Genomic DNA, 22,711 nt, shown 5'->3' with positions numbered 1-22,711 from the left:
ACCTCGCAAGCTTGAGGACGGGCAGGCGCAAGGGATGGATAGGCACAAGGCACTATCCCTACAGAATCTGCAATGGTAATGTGAAAATGAAGCGACTGCCCTCACCAAAGTTGCCGCTGCTCTCTACCCTGATCGTGCCTCCGTGCAAGCGCAATAATTGAGCCACGATATAAAGGCCAAGCCCGATGCCCCTGGTCTTGCTGCCTTGAATATTCGGCGCGCGGTAGAAGCGCTCAAAGAGGCGTGCCTGCGCCTCTTTGGGAATACCGATACCCTTATCTTCGACGCAGACTTCGATAAACGGTTTGCCCTGGCTACTGGTAATCTGGCGCAGCGAGACTGTAATCGGCCCTCCGAGTGGGCTGTATTTTATCGCATTCTGTACCAGATTGGCAAGAATTTGTTGCAGGCGCGCGCTATCGCCCTGCACTATGTAGGGATGCTCGGCCTCTTCAACGGTACAGGTGAGAGTATGGTTGCTTGAAGTCGCGCTGTGGTCATTCACGACCTGTTGGGCCAGGGCCGCTACGTCGACCTCTTCCAGTTTCAGCGCGAGCTGTCCGCGATTGATCTGGGTCACTTCCAGGAAAGTATTGACAATGTTGGTCAACTGGTGCGTCTGTTCCTCGATGGTCGCGAGATTTTCGTTGAAGTAAGAAGATAGGTCGTCACTGATTTGTTCCTGGCTGGCGGCCTTGCGTAAAGTCCGTAGAGCCATCTGGGAATGGGCAAGTATGACGGTAAGTGGGGTGCGAAATTCATGCGCGGTAATGGCCAGAAATTCATCCTTGAGCATATTAGCTTCGCGCATCGCTGCCTCACGGGTTTGAGCATTTTGTGCTTCCTGCTGCCAGCGAGCCTGCTCGACAGCTAATCCTGCCAGTTGCACGATTCCCTCAAGTATTGCCATATCCCAGACACTGAATTCCTGATGACGCGTATCGGGCTGCCTGGATTCCGCTTGTGCCACATCGTTCGCGAGAGACTGCGAGCGATCCAGCAAGATGAGCCCATGCAGCCGATTGCTATGAATGATGGGGGCCGCGAGAATCATGACGTTACTGAGGTGATCCCGCTGGTCTGAATGCATCTCGAACTGGTCAGCGCTCACAAGGGTCGCGTGCCCCTCCATCAACTGTGTTTGAAAGCCATGATAATCGTCAGGAGCAGGGTTAAGCCAGGCGTTTTGATCAATGAGCCACTGCTTCTCGGCCGCTTTCGTAAAGCCAATCGACAGCAATGGAGTGAATGCGTGCTTCTCGTGATCGTAGAGTTGAATCATCCCGCGGTCACAATTAAGAACCTTCATCGTCATCGAAAGAACGCTGTTGAGAATTTCTTTGATGTCAGTAATGCCTGAAACTGCTTCCGCTACATGCAACATGGTTTCAAGAGCGTGCCGGATGCGCCGCTCAATGCGCATTTGCTGGGTGACATCACGAAAAGCGCAGACAAGTGCGGTCTGCTGCTTTGAGCTATCGAGCAGGGGAGTGATATTGACCTCTACGACGCGTTCAGCACCGTCACTGCGCGTGGTCACGAAGCGCTCGCCACGGATGCGCTCGCCGCGCAAGGCGCGAGACACAGGAAAATCTTCCTCACTGACCGGTTGTCCATGTAAGGTATAGACGGGGAAACGGCGCAGCCAGGTCGTGAGGGGTTCTTTCGTGTTCAAAGGGACGCCCAGAAATTTAGAGGCGGCGTTGTTGCTTACCAGCACCAGCCCCTCACGATCGATAACGGTGATACCCTCGTTCATGGCTTGAAATACAGCGTCTAGCGTATTCGCGCGCTCGGTGGCCAGTTCCGCGGCTTGATGGGCCTTAGCCAGCAGTCGGGCCTTCTCGATAGCCAGCGCGCACTGTGCGGCAATATCCTGGGCGAATGCCAGTTGTCCTCTCGAGGGATGTGTATTGCAGTCATGGAAGGTGACAAAGGCCAGGCCAACGCAGCGTGCATCAGCGATTGATGCTTCAGGCGCGTTCATTTCCTGCCTGCTCTTTGTGCCTACCATGAGAGGTACGATCAGCGTGTTTTCCAGACAAAGTTGCCCGAACCAGCTTGCTTCCTCACCCTCAAGCTGTTCTTTTTTGACGAGCAGCGGTACCCCTGTTGTGGCGACGAGCCTGCAATGTGGAAGGTGAACAAGTATAGGAGCAGGTGTATTTTTGCCATGTTGCTGTAGATTGACCTCACTCGCCAACTGCAGGTTCTCATCCAGCAGTACAATGGCGCCTCCATCGGCGTTCAAACCGGTTACCAGGTAACGAGTCGCGACTTCAAGGGCAGTAGAAAGCTCCTCTCCTGAGTTCACAGTCAGAGCTACCTGAGAAATTGCTCGTGCGCGATCGATTAAATGCTCTGTGCGCCGTCTTTCTTCCTCGGCATGCTGGTACAGGCGCGCATTATCAATGGCGATGGCGGCCTGTTGACCAATCGCGTGGGCCAGTTGCTGCTGTTGGGCAGAAAATGTAGATGCTTTATCCGGGTTATCCAGTGTTAACATGCCAAGCGGGCGGCCCTGGCGCACCAGGGCAATGAGCAGTACAGAACGCACCAGAAATGTCTCTGCTACCGGACGCAGTGTTGCTATTGTATGGAGATCGGCGATATATAAGATACCTTTTTCTTTAAATAACTGCTGGATGACCGGGTCTTGAAACGAGAGAGTACTGCGATACCAGATGGCATCTGCCGCCTGGATCGCGTTACTGCTGATGTTCTGCGAGGAAAGATGATAGGTAGCGGGTCGAAGGACATGTGATTTCTCTTCTAAGAGCCATACAGTACAGCGCTCAACTTCGCAAACCTCGGCACTACGCTTCACAAGCACTTGCAAGATGTGATTGAGGTCGAGAGATGATGCCAGTAATTCCCCCAATTCCCGCAGAATTTCACTCTCGCGCAGGGCCGCGCGTAAGTGTTCCTGTGTCTGCTGGTTAGAATTTGAGAGAGTTTCATCTGACATGCCTTAGACCTCTGGAAGAGAATGCGATTCATTACGCTGAAGCTTGAAAGAGATGGTCAACCTGTTACGGGTAATGGATGGTACAAGCCCCCGCCATTTCCAGTTAGGAGGATGAACATTGCTTATGCGCTACTAAAGTTCACAAGATAGAATCAGACGATGGGAAAATCTCTTGCCCAACTTATCCTGAAGTGTAACAGAAGAGTAACAATGCGTCAAGCATCATGAGACACCTGGATAGCCCGTTCCATACGACTAAAGAAGATGTGCTATAATAGCACCATTCAAAAATCAGGCGAGGAGAAAACCATGGTTGAGGCAGCTAAACCGGGAAGGAATGTTATGAGCGTATCTCTGGGTGTGTCTTGCGGGAGACAGCATTGGCAAACCTGTTTGATGGAAAAAGGGCACGTGCTGGAACTCAACTCGTTTGTCGATCCGGGCGCTGCGAGGACGTGCCTTGAACATACATGTGTACTCTATCCAGAACCAAATATTGTCGTGGCTGCGGCGATCAACACTCCATTTACGCGCCTGGTGGATCTTTCCCATGAATGCTTCGAACGCGTGGTGTCAGGAAATGATGCTCTTCAAGATTTTCTTATAGCCATCGGTTATAGTAACGTCGCGAGTTATGTGGCACCCTCAGTAAAATTTCTCTCTTCTGTTCCGCTACATAGGAAGTTGATGCGCGAGGACCTGGGAACCTCGGATAAGCTCTGTGCTTTTGCCGCGCTTTTGTTGCAGTTAAGGACAAGTGAGGCGACCTGGCCGGAAATGAACTTTATGTTCCTGGAAGTTGATAATGATGATTGGAGTGTCTTGATTGCCGAAGATGGACGAGTTGTCAATGGGATGACGAGTGGGGTGAAAACAGGGAAACAATTTGAAGAAGCCTCTAAACGGGCCTACTGGGAAGGTTTGAATCAGGAACTGGCCGGTCTTATGGCAATCCATCATTTTGACGAAATTGTCGTCATGGGCCGTTTGAGAGATGCATTTATTGAGCGCTTCGCCGACTCCTACCAGGTTTATCTCTTTCCTTATGCACAGGCGGAATTTCAGGGCTTTGAAGCGGCTCTAGGGGCAGCGACAGTAGCGGAGGGCCTCTATGGTCATGGTATTGCCGCTGAAATAGTAGGGCAGTTACAAATTTCCGGGGCGATCAGTAGTTTCGATGATGAAACTGACCCGCGGTCTTTTACAGACCGCGGGTCAGCTCTCAACTTCGATAGGCATCTAGCTAGTATGCCAGCATCGAGAAGAAGCCAGGAAAGCAATCCCTTTATTTCCCCTTGCGCTCGCGGAAAAGCTCAATCATAAAGGCCAGGGCAGTCCCTGCCACGACCTCCAGGATGGTAAATCTATTGGAGGCTCCCGGAGTACGACCTTTCCCTTTCTTCTTATTATTCTCTTTATGCTCTGTTTCTGACGGTGTTTGCATCTGACCGTCAGAACTCGCTGCCGTCTTGCCATTAGAGCCAGTCTTCTGAGCCTGCTGTTTCAATTTACTGGCTTCACCTTTGGGAAGGATAGCTTTTGGCTGCTCATCTTTGTGCGAGACTGCTGCCTGTTGCTGAATAGCCTGCTCGTTTGTTTGCAGGTGGCTGGTTAACTCGTGGATCATCGTGGGAATATCAGCCGGTGTAGCGCGTACCTTCTCGGCGATGAACGCGTTCACTTCAGCGCCCAGCAACAAAATCACCGAGAAGTAGTAGAGGAAGAATAGCAGAATGACGGCGAAACCTGCTGTTCCTGTGTAGGTGTTCATGAAATGGGTCACATAGAAAGGAAAGAGGATGAGGTAAATTTCTACTAATACCGCTGCTACGAGCGCGCCTAACCAGCTATTGCGGAAGCTGATTTTCTGATTGGGCACGACGACGTAGATGGTCTCGAAGAGGATCCACGCGAAAAGTATGGCGAATACAATACCGATCGCCGTAAAGAAAATCCCACTGCCAGGAACATTGTTCAGTGGGGTTGTTTTTAAAAGCGAGACGACAAGGGCCGGTAAAGCGCTACCAAAAATGATAAGAGGTATCAGGACGATAAACAGCAGCAGCATCACGAATGCCATGATGTTTTGCCGGATGACGTTGCGTGGACGAGTATGAAAAATGATATCAAAGTATCCCTCTAACGCCACGAAAAGGCGCGAGCCGCCGAATAGGGCTGTGAGGATAGCAATAATGAGTAGAGGGCCGGCATTACGATTCAGGGAATTAAAGACAGGCACCAGTAGATTACCGGCCTGTATTTGTTTGGGAAAGGCATTCTGGATGCCGTCAATAAGCTGCTTTTCTGAACCCGGTGCCAGGTTTCCGACAATGAGGCCGAAAATGGCGATGAGCGCGATCAGGATGGGAAAGATAGCTGTTAAGACGTTGAATGCCAGACCTGAGGCAAAGTTCATGACCCAGTCGTTGTTGAATTTTGAAAAGAACTGCTGGATCGGTTTGACATCTTTCGCAACCTTTTTAACATCTTTCGAGGATGTGATGCGTTGTATTTCCTCTTTTGGTTTTGATTCCTTCGCCTGTGTTACCATGATCTCACCTCCCTAATTACCTGAACAGTGAATGATATCAAAGGTTCTCATTCTGCTATTGTATGCACGGTTTGATGTGCTCAGACGTTTCATTGCGGATAGTATCATATGGAGGTACAATACGTTAAGCCCAATGAAGAAATTATGTTGCCAGGTTGAAAGATAGGTATGAGTTCGCAACCCCCGCCGAGACAACAGAGTTTTGCCTCTCTTTTATGGCATGTGATCCGTATAAGCGCGCGCGCGCTCTGGATGAACCCCGGCAATCCCGTTCGTGGCATGTTGGCACGCCAGCAAGCGCTCAATATACTGGGACTTCCCGCCAATGCGACTCGACAGCAAATTAAACGTCGCTATCGCACCCTGGCCAAACAATATCATCCAGATAAGGGCGGTGATCAGCAGCAGATGCAACGTATCATTGCTGCCTATGAATTCCTGATGAAGGATATGTCACAAAAAGGCCAGGAGCGGCCTGATTAAGGCAATCGCGCTCCGCAATGGTTGCAGAAACGCTTGCCGGGACGAACCGGCGCGCCGCACTGGTCGCAGAAAAGTGTCTCATCGTCCTGGTTCTCTATCGTACCTTGAACAGGTGGTTGTGAATACGCGGGGGCTGACCGGGCGGGCTGTGCTGGCCCAGGCTGGGGCGAAGCAGCGGGAGCCTGATACCTTTGACCTGGTTGCTGCTGGGGAGATTGTGCTGCTGGGGATGACGTTGATGGAGGACTCTGATTGCTCTGCAAGGTGTCCTGGATGGTTTTCGCTGCCTTGATAGCGGCGCCACCGATAGCGCTCGCGATTTTAAGCCCCTTAGCGATGTCTTCCATATCCATCTTTAAACGATTGGTGGGCGGCAACAAAGTAGAGTCTGAGATCTTCTCAAACATATTCTGGCCAAGCTGTATGCCGTTGGCAACAAGTTGACCCTGCTCTTGCGTGCCATCATCGAAATTGAGCGTAATACTGTTTCCCTGGTATGTATAGGTTCCCTCGCGTTTTGTTTCCGGCACCTGGGTACTGATTTGTTGTCCGCTTATTACAGATTGGGCGGCATGAGTAAGCCGGCTGTGTTCCTGCACGATCATGGTAAAACGCCCGTTTGCCAACAATGTAAGCCGGTCTAAACGCGAAGTGAAGAAGTCAAGCCCTATTCCAGAGCGGTGGGAACACTCGTATTGTCCGGTGATCGATTGCATCGTAAAGTGTCCTTCTGCAAAAGGTTTATTGTTCCTGATAGTGATGTCATTATATCATCCACAAGCACGCGAGCGCTCGCGTGCTTGTGGATGATGTGGCAACAGATGCTACTGAGAGAACAACCCCACCCCAGGACATAATGATGCACTTTGACATAATAATTCAACAAAATGCTCAATCCATAGAAGCCCCGGCATTTATGTCTGGGGAATAGTCGGTGAATCCTGAACCAATGTTGGAGAGGCGTATGGCCATATCGTGTTCAGCTTTGCCTTCCTTCTCCCTGCCCTGCTTAATCAAGTAGTTTCCGAGCAGGATATGAACGCGAGCCCTGGCTCCGAGCCGGTCCGTCTTCACAAGTTCCGCGATGGCCTTTCGGAATGCTTCCTCCACCTCTGGATCATCAGGTGTGCTGGCTGCCAGGATTTGCCCTTTCATCATGTAGGCTTCAGCCCGGCGCAGGGTATAACTCTGCCCGCCTGCATCGATAGCCAGTTGAATATATTCCATCGCTTTCTCGCGGTTACCCGCTTCGTTTTCAATTCCGGCCAGGTAACAGGCCGCGGCTGAGACAACATTGGCCCGTTCTTTTAGCGAGTAGCGGTTTTTGCCATTATGATTGTTGCTGGTATGCCCATTTGGCTCCATTGCCTCAAGTGTCGGTTTCCAGATGGTCAGGACCTCATTGAGCCGTTTACTGGCGGCCCCGGTTTTGCCCTCTGAATGCTCGATGAGGGCAATCTGGCAATTGAGTAAAGCTGCGCGTAGTTTTTCACCGATGGAGTTGTAAAGAATACAGGCGCTTTCCGCGTGACTCATCGCAATCTGCATTTGTGACTGGGTATCGGTTGATGACGCTGATTCAGCGTTAGCATTGTCTGGCGTCACCTTCCCTGTTTGTTCAAAAACCACCAGTGCCATGCCCCAATGCGCCTCAGCTATATAACGGAGCGGGGTAGAATCATTCATCAAGTTCAGAGCTTGTTGGTAAAAATCCAACGCTTCCTTCAGTTGCGCGAGTTCCCTGGTCGCGGCTGCCAGGTGAAGACGCAGTGTTAAAACTTCCATTGCTTGATCCGGCGGTATCTCATCTGGAAGCAAGGCGACCGCGGAAAGGAAATCCTGCTGAGCGGGCACAAACCTGCGCAGAGCGAAGTGACATTCTCCGCGTAACGCGAGAATCCTCCAGCGTAGGGAGTTCGGCAACTGGCTAATAGTGACGTGTTTCAATTCATCCAGAGCATGCCGTGGTAATTTGTCGGAGAGCAACTGGGTAGCAACTCTCCTTTGATCTTCAACAAATTTGTATGTATTCGACTCGGATTCAGATACACGATGTCGTTGATCTAAGACTACGAGCTCTTCCAACGGGAGTCGCAGGCGGTCGGCCAGATATTCCAGGCTATCCCGAGAGGGGTCCACACGATTTCGCTCAATCTGCGAAATCAAGCTCGTACTATATTTTTCTCCCGCCACCTCGGCCAGGGAGAGACCCTGTTTCTGTCTCGCGGATCGAATTCGTCCTCCTAAGGTATTGGGGGGAACCTGTTTTGATGGACGTGGCATACATCCTTCCTTGATATCTATTCTTCGCCGGATTAGCACGATGGACTAATCCAGTACTATATTTTGCCGCATAAGTTGGTTTAGTAATACAACGAGGTAATCGATTAAAAAATCTCAAAATTTTCGCGTGTTACGCTTGACGAGGTGGATAAACAAAAACAGGCTTATGAGCGCATATGGCCTGTCCTCGATATAGAAACCGTCTGAACTACCCATGCCTACAGTTCAATTATACAATAGAATTTCATAAAACAGAATTATCTTCAAAAAGAGAGGTTCTTTTGACCTATTTTACAGTAAAAAATTTGTCTCCTTCCCCATAGACGCAAGAAGACGGTACTTTTAGCGCTTGCTTTCTCACCTGCTTATGTGTTAGAACGAATGACCGAAATTCCTATTGACATTTGGAATAGAAGACTGTATGCTGAAAGGCAAGAATATCTTTTAATAGAGAGGAATCCAGCTATATGGCTCGTTCTCCCAAATTATCCCCGGTGATACAAAATGAGTTAGATCATGAGCAGCTTTCACTGTTTGCTTCACGGAGAACAACTGAGGAAATAGATTCGACTACGCATACAATAGAAGCGAAGAATACAGCACCGGCTAAAAGTACGACCCGGTCCAAAAAGCAGGGTAATTATTCAGCGGCGGATATCCAGGTTCTGGAAGGTATCGCTGCTATCCGCCATCGTCCGGGGATGTATATTGGTTCAACATCATCATCCGGTTTGCACCACCTTGTTTGGGAGGCGCTTGATAATGCGGTCGATGAAGCGGTGGCCGGATATGGCAAGCACATATGGATTACCATTGATAGAAATGGTTGGGTAACGGTGCGGGACGAGGCGCGCGGCATGCCGTTTGATCCCATGCTCTACCAGGGAGATTACCTGCCTGCCGCGACGGTTATTCTAACGGTGCCTCATTCCGGTGGCAAGTTTGAAGAGGGGGCGTATAAGACAGCAGGCGGCCTGCATGGTGTCGGTTCAACCGTCATAAACGCTCTCTCCGAAAAGCTGGAATTGACCATCTGGAAGGACGGGCAGCAATTTACCCAGGTTTTCAGCCGGGGCACTGCCATGCCGCATCACATTGCGTCCTGCGACCCTAAGTTGCATGGGACGCAGCTGCGCTGGTTGTATGATCGCACTATCTTCGATGCCGACGCCTATTATTCGTTGGAGGCCATCGAAAGCCGCCTCAAAGCTGCTGCTTATCTCAATCGCGGCGTAACCTTTCATCTCGATGCCTGGGATGATGCCGCCGAGGAGCAGGTCAGCCGCGTCTTCTACTCGCGAGATGGCCTGCCCGATTATGTGCGAGATCTCGCGACAAGCACCAGCGCGCCCCTTTTCAAACAGGTTATCGGGATTGTCAAAGAAAAAGACGGCGTGCAGGTTGAGGTGGCATTACAGCCAACCACCGGCTATAAGATCACGATGTACAGTTTTGCCAATGCCGTTCGCACGCGGGATGGCGGCGTGCATGAGACCGGTTTCAAAGCAGCCCTCACGAAAGTTGTGAATGATTATGCTCTGAAATTGGGCGTTATCAAAAGTCGTGAGAAAGAAGGGTTCAAGCCGGAGGTCATTCAGCAGGGATTGAACGTGGTGATCTCTGTAAAGCTGGCGAATCCACAATTCCAGGGACAGACCAAGGATCGCCTCAATAACGCGCCGGTTGAGGGCATTGTCCGCTCAGTGGTTGATGAAGGGTTGAAGGAGTGGTTTGATCGCAATACAAGCGCCGGGAAAGAGTGGCTCAAGAAAATCCAGCAAATGCAAAAGGCGCGCAACGAGGCTCAGCTTGTTGAGGAGTTAGCGCGGGCGGGCACGAAGAAAAATGGCGAGTTGATCGATACGACCTTATCCAAAAAGTTCTTGCGCTGCAATTCCTCTGACCCTGAGCGCTCAGAATTGTTTATCGTCGAAGGCGACTCCGCGGGTGGTAGCGCCGGGCAGGGACGCTTCTCGGAATTTCAGGCTGTGCTGAAGCTGAAAGGAAAACCACTGAATGTGGCAAAGGCCGATCTCAAACGCATCGTTGAGAACGAGGAGATTCGCACCATCATCAACGTGCTGGGAACAGGCACTCGCGATTCGTTTGATATTGGGCGCTTGAAGTTTCATCGCGTCATCATTGCGACCGATGCGGATGTGGACGGACTGCACATCCAGTGCCTGTTGCTCACGCTCTTTCACCAGGAGTTCAGCGACCTGATTGAACGAGGTCATGTCTTCATCGCCTGCCCGCCGCTTTATTCGGTCAAGTACAAGGGCAAAGTACACTGGCTGCTGGATGACGAGGCGCGCATTCAATTTGTCAAAACACACGCGGATGCCGCGGAGTTGGAGTTCAAGCGTTTCAAGGGATTGGGCGAGATGAATCCCAAAGAACTGCGCGATACGATGTTTGATCCTGCTCGCCGCACACTGAAGCGCGTCACGATGGAAGATGGCGTGCTGGCTGCGCGCCTGGTAGCAGAACTGATGGAAGATGAGAACGCGGAAGCACGCCGCACGTTTCTGGCGGAGCATGCGCGCAAGATTAAAGAACTGGATGTTTAAAAAATGGCTCGTGTGACTGAAAATACTACACCAGAAGTTGGGATTATTCGCGAAGAAGATTTTTCTGTCATCATGACGCAGGCCTTCGCGACCTATGGCCTCTCGGTTGTGACCGACCGGGCGCTGCCTGATGCACGTGACGGTCTGAAACCTGTGCAGCGGCGTATTCTCGCGGGTATGCGCGATGCCCGTTTCCTCTCCAGCCGTCCGACGGTGAAAAGCGCCGAAGTGGTTGGTCTCATTCTGGGCAATTATCATCCCCATGGCGATGCCTCGGTCTATGACGCTGCCGTTCGCCTCGCGCAGCCCTTTACTCTGCGCTATCCCTTAATCGAGGGCCAGGGCAATATGGGCAGCGAGGATGGAGATGCGCCCGCTGCCTATCGCTACACTGAAATGCGCCTCTCTCCGTTAGCTGAAGCGCTGATGGCAGATATGGAGCGCGAGACGGTTCCGCTGCATCCCACCTACAAGCAGGACCCGAAAGTTGTGGAGCCGGATTACCTTCCGGGACGCATTCCGCCGGTTGTCAATCCATCCAGTGGTATCGCTGTAGGTCTCTCAACCAACATTCCACCGCATAATCTAACCGAGGTATTGCGTGCCTGCATCGCCCTGCTGGACCGCCCTCATATGACCGTTGATGAGTTGATGACCTATATCCAGGGACCTGATTTTTGCCAGGGTGGTCGCATTATGGGCATTGAGGGCATTCGCGATTACCTGACGACTGGCAAGGGGCGCATCATTGTGCGGGCGGAAGTGCGCCTGGAAGAAACGCCGCGCAGTCGTGCTCTGATTGTGACACAGCTGCCGCCGATTGGTAGAGATAAGGTAAAAGCCTCAATCGTCAAAGCCATCAATGCGCGCAAACTGGAAGGGCTGATGCCTGATTTGCGCGATGAAAGCGATACTGAAAAGGGTACGCGTATCGTGCTGGAACTGCGCAAGGATGCTGATGCGGCGCAGGCTCTCTCGCAGCTTTTCAGCGAAACAGATTTGCAGGTCTCGCTCTCGTTCCAGATGGTCTATCTCTTTGGTGAGCCGATGCAGGCCGCACGCCAGCCGAAGCAGGTGGGGATGATCGAACTCCTCAACTACTGGAATGCGCACCAGATCGATGTATTGACGCGCCGGGCACAGTTTGATCTGCGTAAAGCCCAGGAGCGCCTGCATATCGTCGAAGGCCTGATTATAGGCGCGGCCAACGCTGATCGTATCGTCAAGATTTTCCAGCAGGCAGCGGACCGGGCAGAAGCGCGCAAAAAGATCGAGACTACCTATAAGCTGACATCGATCCAATCCGAAGTCATTGCCTCTATGACGCTGGCGCAGGTGACGCGGCTGGATGCAAGCAAGTATGCGAAAGAGAAAGAGGAGCTGCAAGCCCGCATTCACGAGTTAGAATTGCTACTGGCCGACCGCAAAGCGCTGATTGCACTTTTGAAAAAAGAGATGCAGCAGCTAATCAAGCAGTTTGGCGATGAGCGCCGCACGCTTATCGAGGTGGAAGGCCAGGCGCATGCGCCCATCATCGAGGTGGCGAGCCTGCATGAGCGCGAACCCCTGACTATTGCCTTCACACGCAATGGCACGCTCAAGACGCTTCCGGCAGAGACGTATAAGCCGAAAGGCAAAAATGGTGATGCTGAATACGTCCCGGTGCGTGGGGATGAGCAGTTGCGGCAGGTAGTTGCCGCGACCTCGCAGGATTATGTGTTGTGTGTCTCTTCAGCCGGTCGCGTTTTTCAGGTCGCGTCGCATAAGATTCCGCAAGGGACGCGACCAGCGCGTGGTGAGCCAGTACGCAAGCTGTTGGAACTGGCCGCGAACGAGGAAATAGTGACGATTTTGCCTGTTGATGCTTATGATGACGACCGCTACCTGGTTACCTTTAGCAAGCTGGGCAAGGTGAAGAAATCCGCTCTGAGCGAGTATCGTACAGCTGATGTGGATGGCTTGCAGGATATGAAGCTCGCGGATGGAGATGTGGTCGTCACTGCGTTGATAGCGCGTGGGCAAGGCGAATACTTCGTGACGACGGACAATGCGCAGACCCTGCGTTTCAGTGACGAAGCATTGCGTGCTCAGGGGCGTGTAGGTCAGGGCGTTGCTGCTATTGCTCTTACTCCGGGCGCCAGGGTTGTAAGCGCTTCCTACCTGGATGGCGAATCCCAGGAGACTTTGGATGCCTCTCTAAGCCTGTTCGTGATAACTGAGTCGGGTCTGGCCAAGAAGGTGTCGCTGGACCAGTATCCTCAAAAGGGACGAGCAACGGGCGGTGTTGTAACGACGGAATTGCTTGCGAAGGATCGTGTGCTGCTGGCAATGATCATGGATGAACACGATTACCTGCTGGTCATCTGGAATGGCGATGGCAACGAACAGGTGAAGGCGATCAAAGTGAGCGAGTTGAAATCTCTCAATCGAGCGAGGAAGGGTGTGCCGCTGGTGAATGGGCATGTGCTAGGAGTGGTAAAATTAGGAGTATGAATCCTGGTTGTGAAAAGAGAAAAGCCGTAAAGGATCGCTACTGGTAGCGTCCTGAAAAAGGAAAAGCGTATGACGAACACAACGCTCAAGTCAGGGCTACTCGACCTGCTCCAGCTTGCCTGGAACGAAGAGCAAGACGTACTCAATGGGCTAAGCGAAGCCGAGCGTAATGAAGCCGGCACGCCGCAGCATTGGTCAGTAAAGGATAACATAGCGCATATCGCTTTTTGGAGAGAGCAAACGGTTAATCGGCTGACTGATGTCTCACTTGATAATGCGCCACTCGATGCTGATGAAGTTGAACGGCGCAATCAGAAAAGGTTCGAGGAGCATCGCTATCGTTCATGGCCGGAAGTGTTGCTTGAGGATAAAGACAGTCAAGATAAGCTTATCGAGCAAGTACAAAAACTGACCGATGATGATCTATTAAGTACCTCGCTTTTTGCCTGGCAGAGAGGGCGCCTGCTCTTATCCGCAATTTTGGTCAATGGCTACTGGCACGTGCAGGAGCACCTGGCGCAGTTTTACTTTGACCGTGGCAATTACGAAAAAGCTCTGAGCATTGCAGAGAAGCTGGCGCACGCCTTAAATAATGCCTTGCAACAATGGGATGCAGCTGCGTCCGCAAGAGGGGATACACTCTACAATCTGGCCTGCTTTTATGCTAGAGCCAACCGGCTTGATGAGGCTTTGCCTGTGTTGAAAGAATCTCTGCGACTTAATCCTGAGCTTGTAGAGTGGTCGCATCAGGACCCAGACCTGGTTCTGTTGCGAGAGAAGTATGGGTTTCAATCCCCGCCGGGAAAAGGTCCGGGTCCTGCCGCTTCTGCGTGGGGAGAGTATAGCAGCCAAACCTGAACATGACAAGGGTAAATGCACCAGAATTTATGCCCTGACGCTTACAAATAAGTAAATCAAACCAAGCACTAGAGAACCGGTACCGGGCAGCCAGAATGAAAGGAAAAACGGCACAAAGCCACCCGGCGTCAAATTCGCGGCCAGCAGAAACTCGATAATGCCGGCTACGATCACGATCATTGCTGGCGTCACTGCCCCAATACTGATGTAGCCACGCCGCGCCATCAAAGCGATTCCCAACAGCCCGATGCCAATGGCGAGCACAAATAATGCCAGGCCCTGACCTTTGAAAATTGCGAAGGTGGGTTTAAGGGAAAAGTAAACGGCTAAACCGATCAATGTCACAAGAAATCCGGCCATTATCAGGCGATACGGGTTGATCACTGCTGCCACGAGTATTGCCAGGCCAAAAATAAAGACGCCAGCAGGGTACGTATGGTAGTCGAGAGGTTTTAGCCAGGCCAATAGCAAGAAGATGATGCCGAACAGCAGCAGGGCAAATGACTGCCAGCGGCTGTTACGCCGCACGGCAGCCCGTCTTGAGAGTGTACGCGACATAGCTATAAGATCCTTTTTACGTGTAGAGCATTTCGGATATCACTATTATATACGCAAGCATGGTGAGATGTTTGCGGGCATGACCATTAGGCGCTGAAATCGCCCTTGCGTCCCTTGCCCTGCTGGAATTGCTTCGCGCCTTCTGCCGCCTCGCCGCTGTTTAGCGTATCAGCTCCAAGTCTTGCTTCCTGGCGAAGTCCTTCCGCCAGGTCCTTGCCCAGACCTTGATATGCTGCCTGCCGGTCGTTGCGCATAGCAGTCTGTGGAAATTGTGCCAGCATGTGAGCCAATTCCATTGCACGTTGTAAGCTTTGCCCGCGCGGAACCACCTCGTTTGCCAGGCCCCAGTCGAGCGCCTCGTTGGCCGGTACTGCGCGACCGGTCAGAATCATTTCCAGGGCGCGGCCAAGGCCAATGATACGCGGCAGTCGCTGTGTTCCGCCATCAATCAAGGGTACGCCGAAGCGTCGTTCAAAACAGCCAAATATGGCGCTTTCGTCCGCGATTCGCAGGTCGCACCAGCAGGCGAGTTCAAGCCCGCCTGCGACACAATAGCCGGCAATGGCAGCGATAGTAGGTTTGCTGACGAACAAACGAGTGAAACCGAGCGGGCCCGGACCCTCTATGTCCACATCGAACTGGTTAATATCGTGAAGATCAGCGCCGGCACAAAATACCTCGTCTCCACCGGTTAAAATGCCGGCCAGCGCGTTTTCGTCCGCCTCGAAATCCATCCAGGCTTTCCTCAGCGCCGTAGCCGTCATCTTGTTAATGGCATTCCTGACCTGTGGGCGATTGATGCGAATAATGGTAATGGGGCCTTCGTGTCGTACTTCAACCTCGTTCGTATCTGGCATAATGTGTTCCTTTCAAATAAAAATTCCGAGGACCAGGCTTCTAATGGCTAGAACTGGCCTCGGAAGAGTATGCTACATGTGGTTGCGGATGCCCAGGTTTAGAGGGCCGCAGGGGGCTCATCAGAAGTTGGTCGCTCGGCGCGAACCACCTCAATCGAACACTGGGCTAACAGCGCACCAATTGCGCCAAGCGCGGCCCACAGTGGAGCCACGAGGACACCAACAACGCCAACGGATAGAGGGATTTCCAGAATTGTGTGGCCCTCTTGCTTAATGATAATGCGGCGCACATTGCCCTCGTGGAGCAACTCTTTCACCTTCGAGACGAGTTGCTCGCCCATTACCTGAAGCTCTTCCTGGTAGCTGGCCCTCTGTTCAACATTGTTTGGATCTGCCTGTGTCATCTTCATCTCCTCCTTGAATATGTATCGGTCTATTTAGTCAATACCCGCCTATGGATACATGCGCTTCACAACCTGAGTTGTGATATGCTATGCTCTGGCTAGATGTAGTCCCGTCTATTATCTTCACGGCTACATCTTATATACGGAGACAGCCTGGATTGGGTTAGAGAAGTTGCTTATGGCTGTTCCGATTGTACTCAGAAGAAAAGGCGGTATTCTATGGCATATTTTCTAGCAAAAACTGACCCTGATCACTACTCCCTCGCCGATTTGGAGAGAGACAAGGTAACCGTGTGGGATGGAGTACGGAATCCGCAAGCGGTACGTGTTATTAAGGACATGCGGCCCGGGGATGAGGTGCTGATCTATCACAGCCAGGGTGATGCGGCGATTGTCGGCCTTGCTCGCGTGGCATCGGAGCCTCGTCCAGATCCAAATGACGACAAAAGCTGGGTAGTGGATATGGAGTTTGTGCGCCGGTTCGCGGAACCCGTTACGCTGAAGGAGATCAAGGAGAGCCATAAATTCGATGACTGGAGCCTGGTGCGCCAGGGACGCCTCTCAACGATGGCCGTTCCGGAGAATGTGGTCGCCTGGCTCAAGGAGAGGAAGGTATTGTAGAATCAGAACGACGTTATGGGACAGCTAGAAAGAATCAAGCGATATGGACAAGCAAGCGCTGTGGTACGTTGATGGCCAGTGGGTACATCCGCACGAAGCCTCTCTTTCCGTAAATGATATTGCCGTCTTGCGCGGGTACAGTGTCTTTGAGTCGATGCGCACGTATGACCGGCGTCCTTTTTACCTGGACGATCACCTGGATCGCCTCTATCGCTCTGCCGAATTGATTGAGATGACGATTCCCTGGCCGCGAGAGCATATTGCCGGTGTAATACGAGAGATTATTGCGCGAAATACCTACCGGCATGCTGCCTTGCGATTGCTGGTTACGGGGGGCGAAAGCGAGGATGGCATTTTACCATCCGGCTCACCAAAACTGATCGTGATGATTACTCCGCTGGGCGAGCGAGATATGGAGCGCTTTGCCAGGGGATACAAGTTGATCACGAGTAGCTTACAGCGTGTCTCGCCGGAAGCCAAGACGACCAATTATATAGCTGCTGTTCGTGCTCTAAAGGAGGCGGAATTGCGAGGTGCGAACGATGCGCTTTTTGTCAGCGAACAGGGACACGTGCTGGAAGCTACCCGTAGCAATTTCTTCATTTTTCTGGGAGATACACTCGTCACACCGCGAGAGGGAGTATTAATCGGCATTACGCGCAATGTCGTGCTGGAATTGGCGCGGGGGCGCTTTGCGATTGAGGAACGGCCTATCCTGATGACGGAATTGTTGGCCGCAGATGAGGCATTTATCACCTCGTCATCAAGGGAGATTACACCCATTGTGCAGATTGATGAGCGAGCAATTGGCGATGGGAAGCCGGGTTCAAGGACATACGAGCTGGAGCAGCGATTTATTGAGATGATAGAGCAGGGCAATTTCTCATGAACAGTTGTGGTGCAACGGAACCATATCGTTGCACCACGGATAGGTCACTTATAGTTATTTGAAGATTTATCCAACGGAACTGACCTGCGCGGTTGCCGCTCCCGCGACCGCTACAAAGGCATCCTCGAAGATGTCCAGGCCTTGCTGCAACTGTTCGTTGGTAATGCAGAGAGGCACCAGTACGCGCAGGACATTATCGTACATTCCCGCTTTAATCAGTATCAGGCCGCGATGATGCGCAGCCGCCAGCACGTCGCTTGCCGCATGCGAATCAGGTTCTTTGGTCGTGCGGTCCTTTACCAGTTCCATCGCCACCATGCCGCCCAGACCACGTACATCGCCGATCATCGGGAATCGCTCTTGAAGCCTCAAGAAACGTTCGGTAACAGCGTGTCCGATCTCTCGCGAGCGGGCGGCATAATCGTCTTTTTCAAAGAGGTCCAGCACAGCAATCGCGGCTGCGCACGCGACCGGGTTGCCGCTATATGTACCGCCAAGAGTTCCGGGAGGAGGCGCATCCATGATTTCAGCACGACCAACTACGCCGCTGATAGGCATGCCCGCGCCCATAGACTTCGCGATAATCATCATATCGGGTGCAACGCCATCATGCTCGACCGCGAACATCCTGCCGGTGCGGCAAAAACCGGATTGAATCTCGTCTGCGACGAACAGGATACCGTATTTTTCACAGATGGCTTTGAGCGCACGTAAAAATCCAGGAGGCGCAACCATGAAGCCGCCCTCGCCCTGCACAGGCTCGATAACGATGGCGGCTACCTGTTCCGGCGCCACGTCTCCGCTGAACATGCGCTCAAGCTCCGCAATGCAGAATGCCGAGGCCTCCTGATCAGTCATATTCATACGATAGGCATAGGGGAAAGGCGCGCGGTAGACTTCCGGTGCGTAAGGGCCGAAACCGAACTTATAGGGTTTCACCTTTGAGGTCATCGTCATGGTCATCAATGTCCTGCCATGGAAAGCGTTATCAAACGTGATGATGCCCGGCCGGCCCGTGGCCCAGCGAGCAATCTTTACCGCATTTTCGACGGCCTCCGCGCCGCTGTTGAAGAAAATGGCTTTTTTCGGGAAGTTGCCGGGGGCTAGCTTGACGATGCGCTCGGCCAGGTCAACGTAAGGTTCATACATTACGACGCTGAAGCAGGTATGCGTGAATTTAGCGGCCTGCTCTGCTATAGCTTGAGTCACTTCCGGTCGTGCATGCCCAATATTCATCGCGCCGATGCCACCCGCGAAATCAATATAGCGATTGCCATCGACATCCTCGATAATAGCGCCATCAGCTTTCGCCGCAAATATGCTGGTGTAGGAAGAAACGCCGCGCGCTACAAATTGCTGGCGTTTAGCCAGGAGCTCGCGTGAATTTGCTCCAGGGATGTCGTAGTAGGGAACATTTTCGGACATTGGTGCCTCCTGATTTGAGAAGATAGGACAGTGCTAACGAGGTATAGCCAGGACAGTCAGTTCATATACCATCTCGTACCATTTTACCATATCCAGGTGCTGGCTTTGTACCGCCAAATGAGGCATGGGGAAGCAGCCATCTAGTATGCAGCATTGGTTCGCCGGGTTGATGATGGGGTATACTTCGGAGAGTCGAAAGATGCAAACTGGTCAGAGTGGGCCGGTACTCATGTAGAACACCGGCCTTCAGGCTCGAAAGATTGCCTGCCGGAGAACGCATGCGAACCCGGGCAGGCTGTTCTAGACCTCGTCCTTCAAGAGGGGTGCATTCGCTGAAACTGGCAGAAGCTCTCCGCGAGCGGGTCTATGCTACTCCACTCAAAGTGTTTGTTTCGCTATTACGTCCGGCGACCTGCGCTGCTGCCTCCTTCAGGCGAGCCTCGCTGCGAGGGCCGAAGCCTGGTAGTCTGCGAATGCGCTGCTGGTGGGCGGCCCACCAGAGCTTTTCCGGCGTATCTATGCCGAGTTCCTCGTGCAACCGGATGGCGGTATGAGGGCCTACATGTTCGATGGCCAGCAATGCTCGCGCGCCGGTCGGCAGAGCTTGCATGCAAAGATCATTGTAGAAGGTCATCGTGCCGGTTTGAACAAGCTCCGCAATGCGCCTGCGTAGACGCTCTCCCAGGCCTGGCACCGGCAGTTCCTCACCGCGCGCCAGAATAGTTGCTGCCTGTTCCTGCAATTCAAGAACGCCGCGAGCTGCATTACGGTAGGCCTGAACGCGATAAGGATTACTGTTCGCCGACTCCAACACGTTCGCAACGCTTGAGAGCACTTCGGCAATCTGGCGATTCGTAATGATTGCAGGCGTTGTATCCTCCGGCTCCATCCCTGGCAACATGGGCTGTAAGGGATATTTACCGGGCCTATAGGCAGATGGCAAAATTTGTATTGTTTGTGTCAGTTGTATGATACTCATGAGTTACGCCCCTTCCTTTATGGGCATTTTCATAACTGGCTTGTAACATGCTAAGCTAGACGATAAAATGGATGATCTATGATGAGTTAGTGTACAAATTACGTTGAATGCTTGTTCTAATTGTAGCACGTCGCACAAGAAATGTCAAATCCAAAATGGGAAATGGACGCCGGCTAGAGGCTATTTAAGTCGATTTCTCTTGCAATCCACTACCGTAAAATTGCATACTTTTTATGAGCTTTATAAGCCAGTAATGTCGTTGGGAAAGGATGTTGAATATGGGATATCGTCCTGTATGTGTTGCCGGAGATCCACTGGATTATTTTCTTCAGGAGCATGATGAAGAACATCGCCTGCGTATTGCCGATGTAGTAATACGCGAGAACAAGAGTGCCAAAGAGCTTTTCTCCCGCTTGATCCGGCTGGCTACCGCGAGTCCCTGGAGTCATTCGGCGCTGGTCTACCTGTTAAACGATCCTCACCAGGGATATGATAATACTTTTTTGATTGAAGTAACGACGAAGGGTGCGCGTGTTGCAAGCTGGCGCAAGGAGATTTATCCTTTCAAAGAATTTACCATCGGCATCAAACGGCTGAATGTGGATTGGTATGCAGAGACACCATACGAAAAATCTCGCCATGACCCGCATGATCCAGAAGATACACATGGTATTAGCTATCTCCGCCACGTGCGTGGCATAGCGCTTGACCACATCAATAGCTTGTACGATCATAAAACGGTCTATGAAATGACGGCGTTGTATGCTGAACGCCTGGCAAAGCGGCATTTCGGCTCCATTCCTGGCGTAGCTGATGCGGCAGCCGCTATTGCCGACCTCTTTAGAAAGTGGGATGAGGATAGTGATACGGCCACGAACATGCTGCATTTCATTTGTAGCGGGATGGTGCAATATAGCTTTTTCGAGGCACTGCGCCGTCGCATCATAAACGATCTGGCGATTCCGGAACACCAGGATGCTGCTATCAGTAATCTACATAACATGCATCGCGTCCTCTTTCGCGACGATCCCGAAGGTATTTTTGCCGGCTATGTACAAGGTGTACAATCTGGAAAATTGGATATCACTACACCGGTTCCAGGCAATGTGCTGGATCTGCTCAAGACGGCAACGCCCGCCGATTTCAGCAATAGCGAGAACCTGGAATGGAGATATGTTATTCGCCAGGGTATCGTCTGGCGTATCGATAAGATTGCCGGAGAATACGAGCCACACGATGAGGAAGAGGCGGCAGTTTTAGAGATGATGAGACCCGAGCAATAATCTAATAGTGCGAGACCTCCTGAGTCCTGCTGAATGCATAGCGAAGGTGATGTACTCAACAGCGCAGGAGGTCTCGTCTAGCGTCTTGATATGAAGATTGACTCAATCTTATTTAGGGCTTTTGACAATGCTCCATTTTGTGCCGTTCCAGTGTTCGATCAAGGCCTGGTATTTTAAATTGGCAGTCAAGTAGTCGCCCACCGTCCAGATGTCGCTGGCGGAAACAACAGCCAATGCAGAAGGATTGTTGCTTTGTTTGCCGATGTCAGGGCTTTTGACGATGTTCCATTGAGAGCCGTTCCACTGCTCGATTAGCGTCCGGCCTGAACCTGCGCTGTTGATAGAGGATCCTACCGTCCAGACATTGTTCGATGAAACTACGGCTACACCATTAAGGATGTTGTCACCTGTTCCAACATTGGGACTTTTGACGATGCTCCATTGGGAGCCATTCCAATGCTCAATCAAGGTCTGGAAAAGGGTGCTGTTAGGAGCATAGGAGCCAACAGTCCAGACATCATTGTGCGAAGTGGCGGCCACTCCCCAGAGGTTGCTGCCGTTTGTCCCAGCATCAGGGCTGGTGACAATGCTCCAACTCGAGCCATTCCAGTGTTCGGTCAGAGTTTGCGCTATGTTATCAGGAGTGAAGGAGAAGCCAACAGTCCAGATGTCGTTGGCGTTGCCGGAAACGACCGACAAGCTTTGCAGGTAGTTGTTGTTTGTGCCGGCACTGGGGCTGGCGACAACGCTCCAACTACTGCCGTTCCACTGCTCGATCAGCGTCTGGAAGATGCTGCCATTGAAGTAGTATCCTACGGCCCAGAGATTGTTCTGAGAGACGACCGCTACTGCTTGCAGGTGGTTGCCAGAACCCATACTTGGGGCTGTAACAGTCTTCCAGCTAGAACCATCCCAATGCTCGATCAGCCCATGATAGAACCCCATACTGTAGTAATCCCCGACCGCCCAGACATCATTGGTCGAAACGGCTGCTACGCCGTTCAGGTAGTTATCTCCTGTCCCGACATTGGGGCTGGAGACAATACTCCATTGTGTGCCGTTCCAGTGTTCGGTCAGCGTTTGAGGTGCGCCATTGCTGGTGAATGAATAGCCAACGGCCCAGACATCATTGGTCGAGATTGCTGCTACGGCGGTCAGCAAATGGTTCGTGATCACCTTCGCTTCACCGGCGGCTTGCCGGGAGGTGGCGCCGGCAACTCCCGCTGTTAGCTGCAAGGCAATAAACATGGCTAAAAACAGGGATACGAGAAAACATTTTTTGGCGTGTTTCATGATCATCTCTTTCTGGTAGATGTACCTTTTGCTAATATGTTCGCATTCAAGTGTTTAAAGCTACATTTAGACATTGGTTGAGGGAACAGTAGAAGAGATCTCTTACAGAACAGTCTATGTGGAAATACAGGAGTTAACTGTGAGCTACTTCACAATTTAGATATTCTCAGGATAAATACTTAATAGGATCTGCCAG

Annotated in this window: 18 protein-coding genes; 8 read left to right on the top strand and 10 right to left on the bottom strand. The window is 51.9% G+C overall.

Going from position 1 to position 22,711, the window contains the following annotated elements:
- Nucleotides 1-58: 58 nt before the first annotated feature.
- Nucleotides 59-2,968 carry an ATP-binding protein gene (locus tag VFA09_04740; protein HZU66566.1) on the bottom strand — a complete coding sequence of 970 codons (2,910 nt, stop codon included), beginning with the start codon at nucleotides 2,966-2,968 and terminating at the stop codon, nucleotides 59-61.
- A gap of 342 nt (nucleotides 2,969-3,310) precedes the next feature.
- Between VFA09_04740 and VFA09_04735 the strand changes: the two genes are divergently transcribed.
- Nucleotides 3,311-4,291, top strand: a complete 981-nt coding sequence (locus VFA09_04735; protein HZU66565.1) for a DUF1464 family protein — start codon at nucleotides 3,311-3,313, stop codon at nucleotides 4,289-4,291.
- Here the strand turns inward: VFA09_04735 and VFA09_04730 are convergent.
- Complete coding sequence (locus VFA09_04730) at nucleotides 4,254-5,519, bottom strand: YihY/virulence factor BrkB family protein (protein ID HZU66564.1); 1,266 nt, start codon at nucleotides 5,517-5,519, stop codon at nucleotides 4,254-4,256. The two genes, VFA09_04735 and VFA09_04730, sit on opposite strands and share 38 nt — an antisense overlap.
- Before the next feature lie 168 nt (nucleotides 5,520-5,687).
- Between VFA09_04730 and VFA09_04725 the strand changes: the two genes are divergently transcribed.
- Nucleotides 5,688-6,002: a J domain-containing protein gene (locus VFA09_04725; GenBank protein ID HZU66563.1), complete on the top strand. Its 315-nt coding sequence runs from the start codon at nucleotides 5,688-5,690 to the stop codon at nucleotides 6,000-6,002.
- Here the strand turns inward: VFA09_04725 and VFA09_04720 are convergent.
- Together VFA09_04720 and VFA09_04715 are read right to left on the bottom strand one after the other, a co-directional pair.
- Nucleotides 5,999-6,718: a zinc-ribbon domain-containing protein gene (locus VFA09_04720; protein HZU66562.1), complete on the bottom strand. Its 720-nt coding sequence runs from the start codon at nucleotides 6,716-6,718 to the stop codon at nucleotides 5,999-6,001. The two genes, VFA09_04725 and VFA09_04720, sit on opposite strands and share 4 nt — an antisense overlap.
- A 175-nt stretch (nucleotides 6,719-6,893) precedes the next feature.
- Nucleotides 6,894-8,285, bottom strand: coding sequence for a helix-turn-helix domain-containing protein (locus VFA09_04715; protein HZU66561.1), 1,392 nt, complete (start codon nucleotides 8,283-8,285; stop codon nucleotides 6,894-6,896).
- A 467-nt stretch (nucleotides 8,286-8,752) separates the two neighbouring features.
- Between VFA09_04715 and VFA09_04710 the strand changes: the two genes are divergently transcribed.
- The 3 genes from VFA09_04710 (at nucleotide 8,753) to VFA09_04700 (ending at nucleotide 14,206) form a co-directional block, all read left to right on the top strand.
- Nucleotides 8,753-10,855, top strand: a complete 2,103-nt coding sequence (locus VFA09_04710) for a toprim domain-containing protein (protein ID HZU66560.1) — start codon at nucleotides 8,753-8,755, stop codon at nucleotides 10,853-10,855.
- A gap of 3 nt (nucleotides 10,856-10,858) precedes the next feature.
- The gene (locus VFA09_04705) at nucleotides 10,859-13,348 is read left to right on the top strand and encodes a DNA topoisomerase (ATP-hydrolyzing) (protein ID HZU66559.1); all 2,490 of its coding nucleotides are present in this window, start codon (nucleotides 10,859-10,861) and stop codon (nucleotides 13,346-13,348) included.
- A gap of 69 nt (nucleotides 13,349-13,417) precedes the next feature.
- Nucleotides 13,418-14,206 (top strand): DinB family protein, encoded by a 789-nt coding sequence (locus VFA09_04700; protein HZU66558.1) that lies wholly within the window; start codon nucleotides 13,418-13,420, stop codon nucleotides 14,204-14,206.
- 27 nt (nucleotides 14,207-14,233) lie between these two features.
- On the opposite strand, the gene VFA09_04695 is transcribed toward VFA09_04700, so the two are convergent.
- The 3 genes from VFA09_04695 to VFA09_04685 form a co-directional block, all read right to left on the bottom strand.
- Nucleotides 14,234-14,764, bottom strand: a complete 531-nt coding sequence (locus VFA09_04695) for a hypothetical protein (protein ID HZU66557.1) — start codon at nucleotides 14,762-14,764, stop codon at nucleotides 14,234-14,236.
- 86 nt (nucleotides 14,765-14,850) lie between these two features.
- On the bottom strand, nucleotides 14,851-15,621 hold the full coding sequence (locus tag VFA09_04690; GenBank protein HZU66556.1) for a crotonase/enoyl-CoA hydratase family protein: 771 nt from the start codon (nucleotides 15,619-15,621) through the stop codon (nucleotides 14,851-14,853).
- Between the two features lie 98 nt (nucleotides 15,622-15,719).
- Nucleotides 15,720-16,025 (bottom strand): DUF4342 domain-containing protein, encoded by a 306-nt coding sequence (locus VFA09_04685; protein ID HZU66555.1) that lies wholly within the window; start codon nucleotides 16,023-16,025, stop codon nucleotides 15,720-15,722.
- Nucleotides 16,026-16,244: 219 nt separating this feature from the next.
- Here VFA09_04685 and VFA09_04680 point away from each other — a divergent pair, with 219 nt between their 5' ends.
- Both VFA09_04680 and VFA09_04675 read left to right on the top strand, forming a co-directional pair.
- A complete protein-coding gene (locus VFA09_04680) occupies nucleotides 16,245-16,646 on the top strand; it encodes an EVE domain-containing protein (protein HZU66554.1) in 402 nt (133 codons plus the stop codon).
- 43 nt (nucleotides 16,647-16,689) lie between these two features.
- On the top strand, nucleotides 16,690-17,535 hold the full coding sequence (locus tag VFA09_04675; protein ID HZU66553.1) for an aminotransferase class IV: 846 nt from the start codon (nucleotides 16,690-16,692) through the stop codon (nucleotides 17,533-17,535).
- A gap of 66 nt (nucleotides 17,536-17,601) precedes the next feature.
- Here VFA09_04675 and gabT read toward each other — a convergent pair whose 3' ends face one another.
- Nucleotides 17,602-18,960 (bottom strand): 4-aminobutyrate--2-oxoglutarate transaminase, encoded by a 1,359-nt coding sequence (gene gabT / locus VFA09_04670; protein ID HZU66552.1) that lies wholly within the window; start codon nucleotides 18,958-18,960, stop codon nucleotides 17,602-17,604.
- Between the two features lie 364 nt (nucleotides 18,961-19,324).
- Nucleotides 19,325-19,939: a helix-hairpin-helix domain-containing protein gene (locus VFA09_04665; GenBank protein HZU66551.1), complete on the bottom strand. Its 615-nt coding sequence runs from the start codon at nucleotides 19,937-19,939 to the stop codon at nucleotides 19,325-19,327.
- Nucleotides 19,940-20,217: 278 nt separating this feature from the next.
- Here VFA09_04665 and VFA09_04660 point away from each other — a divergent pair, with 278 nt between their 5' ends.
- Complete coding sequence (locus VFA09_04660) at nucleotides 20,218-21,222, top strand: hypothetical protein (protein HZU66550.1); 1,005 nt, start codon at nucleotides 20,218-20,220, stop codon at nucleotides 21,220-21,222.
- 108 nt (nucleotides 21,223-21,330) lie between these two features.
- On the opposite strand, the gene VFA09_04655 is transcribed toward VFA09_04660, so the two are convergent.
- Nucleotides 21,331-22,515 carry a hypothetical protein gene (locus VFA09_04655; protein ID HZU66549.1) on the bottom strand — a complete coding sequence of 395 codons (1,185 nt, stop codon included), beginning with the start codon at nucleotides 22,513-22,515 and terminating at the stop codon, nucleotides 21,331-21,333.
- Nucleotides 22,516-22,711: the final 196 nt, after the last annotated feature.

The organism is Ktedonobacteraceae bacterium (assembly GCA_035653615.1).
Classification (GTDB): Bacteria; Chloroflexota; Ktedonobacteria; order Ktedonobacterales; family Ktedonobacteraceae; genus DASRBN01.
The sequence above is the reverse complement of the archived record's forward strand: the minus strand, read 5'-3'. Positions and strand labels throughout refer to the sequence as shown.

Excerpts from the sequence above, each read along its gene's own strand:
- VFA09_04700 (HZU66558.1), top strand. The coding sequence starts at position 13,418 with ATGACGAACACAACGCTCAAGTCAGGGCTACTCGACCTGCTCCAGCTT.
- VFA09_04715 (HZU66561.1), bottom strand. The coding sequence starts at position 8,285 with ATGCCACGTCCATCAAAACAGGTTCCCCCCAATACCTTAGGAGGACGA.
- VFA09_04665 (HZU66551.1), bottom strand. The coding sequence starts at position 19,939 with ATGAGTATCATACAACTGACACAAACAATACAAATTTTGCCATCTGCC.
- VFA09_04735 (HZU66565.1), top strand. The coding sequence starts at position 3,311 with ATGAGCGTATCTCTGGGTGTGTCTTGCGGGAGACAGCATTGGCAAACC.
- VFA09_04685 (HZU66555.1), bottom strand. The coding sequence starts at position 16,025 with ATGACACAGGCAGATCCAAACAATGTTGAACAGAGGGCCAGCTACCAG.
- VFA09_04720 (HZU66562.1), bottom strand. The coding sequence starts at position 6,718 with ATGCAATCGATCACCGGACAATACGAGTGTTCCCACCGCTCTGGAATA.
- VFA09_04725 (HZU66563.1), top strand. The coding sequence starts at position 5,688 with ATGAGTTCGCAACCCCCGCCGAGACAACAGAGTTTTGCCTCTCTTTTA.
- VFA09_04680 (HZU66554.1), top strand. The coding sequence starts at position 16,245 with ATGGCATATTTTCTAGCAAAAACTGACCCTGATCACTACTCCCTCGCC.
- VFA09_04705 (HZU66559.1), top strand. The coding sequence starts at position 10,859 with ATGGCTCGTGTGACTGAAAATACTACACCAGAAGTTGGGATTATTCGC.
- VFA09_04740 (HZU66566.1), bottom strand. The coding sequence starts at position 2,968 with ATGTCAGATGAAACTCTCTCAAATTCTAACCAGCAGACACAGGAACAC.
- VFA09_04655 (HZU66549.1), bottom strand. The coding sequence starts at position 22,515 with ATGAAACACGCCAAAAAATGTTTTCTCGTATCCCTGTTTTTAGCCATG.
- VFA09_04730 (HZU66564.1), bottom strand. The coding sequence starts at position 5,519 with ATGGTAACACAGGCGAAGGAATCAAAACCAAAAGAGGAAATACAACGC.
- VFA09_04710 (HZU66560.1), top strand. The coding sequence starts at position 8,753 with ATGGCTCGTTCTCCCAAATTATCCCCGGTGATACAAAATGAGTTAGAT.
- gabT (HZU66552.1), bottom strand. The coding sequence starts at position 18,960 with ATGTCCGAAAATGTTCCCTACTACGACATCCCTGGAGCAAATTCACGC.
- VFA09_04675 (HZU66553.1), top strand. The coding sequence starts at position 16,690 with ATGGACAAGCAAGCGCTGTGGTACGTTGATGGCCAGTGGGTACATCCG.
- VFA09_04660 (HZU66550.1), top strand. The coding sequence starts at position 20,218 with ATGGGATATCGTCCTGTATGTGTTGCCGGAGATCCACTGGATTATTTT.
- VFA09_04695 (HZU66557.1), bottom strand. The coding sequence starts at position 14,764 with ATGTCGCGTACACTCTCAAGACGGGCTGCCGTGCGGCGTAACAGCCGC.
- VFA09_04690 (HZU66556.1), bottom strand. The coding sequence starts at position 15,621 with ATGCCAGATACGAACGAGGTTGAAGTACGACACGAAGGCCCCATTACC.